The sequence below is a fragment of the Paenibacillus sp. 01T422 genome, from assembly GCF_056398785.1.
This window is the reverse complement of sequence record NZ_JBFTQB010000782.1, coordinates 1-4,794: the sequence shown is the minus strand read 5'-3', so window position 1 is coordinate 4,794 and position 4,794 is coordinate 1. Positions and strand designations below refer to the sequence as shown.

Below are 4,794 nucleotides of genomic sequence, written 5' to 3'. Positions count from 1 at the left end.
CCGCAGTCCATTAGCCGAAGGTTTGCTGCGTATCAGGGTGCACCAAGAAGGACTTGCGGCGGAAGTTCGTTCAGCAGGAGTATCCGCGATGACGGGCGCTCCGATCTCCCGAAACAGTGCAGCACTGCTACAAGAGGCAGGGTTCAAGGACTCCATTCGTTCGTTAGCAATTCAGGAGTCAGAGGTGAAGTGGGCAGATCTCATTTTGACAATGACGATGGGGCATAAACGTACGGTTATCCAGCGGTTCCCGGGTGCGATTGATAAGATTTTTACACTCAAAGAATATGTAGAGGACGATCATCGTATCCTTCAGGCCATTGAGGAAAGAGAAAAGCTGGTGACGGAAGTTCAGCTTAAGCAGGCTCTTTCCCAAACGGTAACAGTCGAGGAGCGGAATCGGATTTATATGCTAGAAGATTCAATTCCGGATTACGATATTTCTGACCCATTCGGAGGCCCATTGGAAGTTTACCGGCAAACGGCGATTGAAATTAACGGAAGTTTAGATAAATTGGTTAAAAAGCTTCGCGAGCGAAAAGATGACCCGCAGCCTGGGAAATGATTTGCGGAGACATCTTTACACCTCGCACATAATGCGATAAGATGGATCTATCAAGCAAGACTCAATGTAACTGGCGACGAGTGGGAGTAACCACAATGGAGCATTGAGCTATACGGCCGGTCGCCTGGGCAAAAGAGCAACGCGCTATTTCTAGCGTGTCCGCTCTTTTTTTCGTTTTCTGGTGGACTTTGGGATATAATAGAATGGTCGAATTCGAACAAGCAAAGGAGCGTTCTATCCATGAAAATTGCGTTAGGTGCGGATCATGCAGGCTACCGTTTGAAAGATGTTATCATTCCATTTATTGAATCATTAGGCCATCAGGTCATAGATTACGGGTGCAGCTCTGCAGATTCCGTTGATTATCCGGATTATGCGATGAAGGTTTGCGACGATGTGGTCTCAGGCGAAGCTGACAAAGGGATTCTGATCTGCGGAACAGGCATTGGGATGTCGATTGCCGCGAATAAGGTTCCAGGCGTCCGTTGCGCGCTGGTCCATGATCTATTTTCGGCTAAAGCTACGCGGGAGCACAATGATACGAATGTACTAGCATTAGGCGAGCGTGTCATCGGACCGGGTGTTGCCGAGGAAATCGTGAAAATTTGGCTGGAAACAGAATTTTCGCAAGGTGTTCGTCACCAGAACCGCATTAACAAGTTGCAAAGCATCGAAGATCGCTTCGCGATTCATCCATAAGGGTGACTACCATGACAAATTCCATACTTCACACGATCGCAGAGGATTTGGAAACAAATCTTCGTGAGTTGGTTAAGGTGGGCCATCTACGGCCAGGACAAATTCTGGTCATTGGTACGAGCACGAGTGAAATACTCGGTCATCGGATTGGGACATCAGGGACGCTGGATGCCGCTCGGCCGATTTTTGAGACAGCGCAGCGCATAAGCCGCGAGTTCGGTTTGCACTTGGCTTTCCAGTGTTGCGAGCATTTGAACCGCGCGCTCGTCATTGAGGAGGATCTATTCGCGATCTCCCCTCAGCTTGAGCCTGTGTCGGTCATTCCGGTGCCAAAAGCCGGGGGTTCAATGGCCTCATACGCGTATCGCCACTTCGCGAAACCTGTTGTCGTTGAGACGATCCAGGCGCATGCCGGGATTGATATTGGCAGCACGCTGATCGGGATGCATCTGCGGCGGGTTGCTGTGCCTGCACGGCCTCCCGTGCGGAATATGGGTCATGCTTATGTGACCATGGCGTTTACACGGCCTAAATTGATTGGCGGCACAAGAGCCGTTTATACACCGGAGGCAGCTGATCAGCTCTATCAGCAAGCCGCGCCAGATGCGGATTGCTAGGTTAACTTATAGATATAAACTATCCTTTAGGAGGAATTCCATATGACAAACTTTCTAAGTAAACAAGATCCAAAAATCGTAGAAGCTATGAACCTCGAACTTGGTCGCCAACGTGACAAAATCGAGCTTATCGCTTCTGAAAACATCGTAAGTGAAGCAGTTCTTGAAGCAATGGGTACAGTGCTGACGAACAAATACGCAGAAGGTTACCCAGGCAAAAGATACTACGGCGGCTGCGAATATGTAGACATCGTAGAAGATATTGCTCGCGACCGCGCGAAAGAGCTTTTCGGGGCTGAGCACGCGAACGTTCAACCGCACTCTGGTGCGCAAGCGAACATGGCTGTTTACTTGGCAGCTCTAAACCCTGGCGACACTGTTCTGGGTATGAACCTTGCACACGGTGGTCACTTAACACACGGTAGCCCAGTTAATGCTTCCGGTATTCTTTACAACTTCGTTGCTTACGGCGTTAGTGAAAAAGATTTCCGCATCGACTATAACGATGTTCGTAAAGCGGCTTTCAAACATAAGCCTCGCATGCTTGTTGCTGGTGCTAGTGCATACCCGCGTACGATCGATTTCGAAGCACTGGCCTCCATCGCTAATGATGTAGGCGCATTGTTCTTCGTTGATATGGCGCATATCGCTGGTCTAGTTGCTGCAGGCTTGCACCCGAACCCAGTGCCTCATGCACATTTCGTTACGACTACAACGCACAAAACGCTTCGCGGTCCTCGCGGCGGTATGATTCTTACGCGCAAAGCTTGGGCAGCTGCAATTGATAAAGCTGTATTCCCTGGTTCCCAGGGTGGTCCTTTGATGCACACGATTGCTGCAAAAGCCGTTTCCTTCGGTGAAGCTCTGCAACCGGATTTCAAAACTTACGGCCAAAACGTCATCAACAACGCGCAAGCATTGGCGACTGCACTGACAGCTGAGGGGATTAACCTTGTATCCGGCGGTACAGATAACCACTTGATGCTGGTTGATCTGCGCAACCTGAACATTACAGGTAAAGACGCTGAGCACGTGCTTGATGAAATCGGTATTACTGCTAACACCGCTATACTCTGGTTTAACTTACTAATTAAAAATTAAAGGGGCTGTATCAGAAGGTCATCAACGACCTTTTGATACAGCCTTTTTTGTTGTCCTGAAATAAGGGGGAACTGAGCACGGTTGTTCCACGCAAATTGCCGGCTGCAGGTTGGTGTAAGGGAGCCTACTTAGTACAACTGCAGAAAGTACATCAAAATCAGCACTCTCCATGCAATTTCAATTAATGGCTGCATTTTATACAGGTAAATTCACCAAAAATCGCCAAAATAGCTCAGTTCACAGATATTACCTGTACTTTTTACATCATAGTTAGCTAAATGGCATTAATGCAATCAAATTACCTGTACTTTTTGCACTTATTACAAAGGGGAAGGTTTGATCCTTATTGCAAATAGCCGGATGTTTCCTATCGGCTCCTAGGTGAAAATGCCGCAGGACGCACCTTATGCTCCGTTTCCTTCAAGCTGGGCAGAATGGTCGCCATTAAGCCAATTCCAGCGACGCCAGTCAGCAGAATGAACAGCGCCATTGCCCCGGACGGCAGAAAACCACCGATGATCATGTTTAGCCCGCTTAGCATAATAGCAACGCGATTCGTCATGCTGCTGAGCGCCATATAGGAGCTGCGAGCGTGGTCGGGGACAAGTTGTACAAGCAGCGATTGTTTCAAAGGCACATAGGTCAGCTCACCTATAGTGGCAACGAGCATTAGCAGCATAAGCATAATCGGTTGGCTGCCAAAAACAAGATATGTATAACCGGCCACGTTAAGAAACATGGCGAACAGCATCATCCTGGTGTCGGAATTTCCCTTGAGCAGGCGGCCAACAAAGAGGGAGAGCAGGACTACTGCAAGTGTATTCTCTGTGCGGAGAACGCCGACGAGCGGCAGACCATCGATGGTGGCTGACATACCGGGAAACCAAKGGGTGTGATGGATATCCTGAGCGAGTCGGATGCCGATATATCCGTTTAAATTCATTTCCACCGAAACGATAAGAACACTGGAGATCAAATAGATGAGGAATCTGCGGTCGCGCAGCACCTCTTTATACCGATTATACATCGATATGCGTTTAGGACTAGAAGGTTGCACTCCTTCATCCGTGGCGTTAACTATCTCGGCTGGCATCGTTTCTGCCATGAAAAAAGCTGTCACCAGTAGCGCAACAAGTGACATTACGCTAGCAACGAGAAGAAGTTCAAAGAGATAGTCGCTAAAGAAGAAACCACCAATCATCCCCGCAACGGAAATTGCCAGATTGTTGGACCAATAATTTATCCGATAGATAGCTTTACGAGTATCAGGTCCAGATACATCAATCAGCATGGCTTCTACAGCGGGCTTGCTTAACCCCCAAGAGGCTGTACTGATCACTGTCATAATGAGCGTGAGTCCTGCGGAATGCCAGATTGGCGAATTAGCGAAGGTCATGATGGCATAAGCCAGAAGGGCAACGCCTTCTCCGATTAGCATCATTTTTTTGCGGCCGACCCGGTCTGYGTAATGACCACCAATCGTGGCGCTGATTAGAGCTACAGCAATGGAGATGGTCGTCGCTGTGCCAGCGATCGTTGTGCCGAGTGTACGTGCAAAATAAATTGACATGAATGGAATAACCATATTGCTTAGTATGTTGGTCAGAAAGCTCAGAGCAATGCGCAGTCGCACATTAGGGTGGAATTGAAAGAATGTCATGCGCCATCACCAGTTTCATAGTATCGTCAACGTCTGTGTTCACCCATCATAACAAATGACCATGAGTTAAAAAGTGTACAGAGCTTTGGAAAACTTTCACCTTTTATCCCATCTTCAGACGGTTGACGAAATGGCAAGGCGGCACTATACTC

Annotated in this window: 4 protein-coding genes, 1 pseudogene and 1 riboswitch; of the genes and pseudogenes, 4 read left to right on the top strand and 1 reads right to left on the bottom strand. The window is 48.3% G+C overall.

Features of this window, described 5'->3' with window-relative positions:
- From AC1DUA_RS31125 to glyA, 4 genes and pseudogenes are all read left to right on the top strand, one after another.
- A partial coding sequence (locus AC1DUA_RS31125; protein ID WP_477503427.1) for an arsenate reductase/protein-tyrosine-phosphatase family protein occupies nucleotides 1-565 on the top strand: 565 nt, incomplete at its 5' end.
- A 56-nt stretch (nucleotides 566-621) separates the two neighbouring features.
- A riboswitch (ZMP/ZTP riboswitch) is annotated at nucleotides 622-702 on the top strand.
- 103 nt (nucleotides 703-805) lie between these two features.
- Nucleotides 806-1,264 (top strand): ribose 5-phosphate isomerase B, encoded by a 459-nt coding sequence (gene rpiB / locus AC1DUA_RS31120; RefSeq protein ID WP_477503426.1) that lies wholly within the window; start codon nucleotides 806-808, stop codon nucleotides 1,262-1,264.
- An 11-nt stretch (nucleotides 1,265-1,275) separates the two neighbouring features.
- Nucleotides 1,276-1,881 carry a TIGR01440 family protein gene (locus AC1DUA_RS31115; protein WP_477503425.1) on the top strand — a complete coding sequence of 202 codons (606 nt, stop codon included), beginning with the start codon at nucleotides 1,276-1,278 and terminating at the stop codon, nucleotides 1,879-1,881.
- 42 nt (nucleotides 1,882-1,923) lie between these two features.
- Nucleotides 1,924-2,964: pseudogene (gene glyA / locus AC1DUA_RS31110) on the top strand (serine hydroxymethyltransferase); the annotation flags it as partial.
- Between the two features lie 385 nt (nucleotides 2,965-3,349).
- On the opposite strand, the gene AC1DUA_RS31105 reads toward glyA, so the two are convergent.
- Entirely contained in the window at nucleotides 3,350-4,642 is a 1,293-nt protein-coding gene (locus AC1DUA_RS31105) for an MFS transporter (RefSeq protein ID WP_477503424.1), read from the bottom strand.
- Between the last annotated feature and the right edge of the window lie 152 nt (nucleotides 4,643-4,794).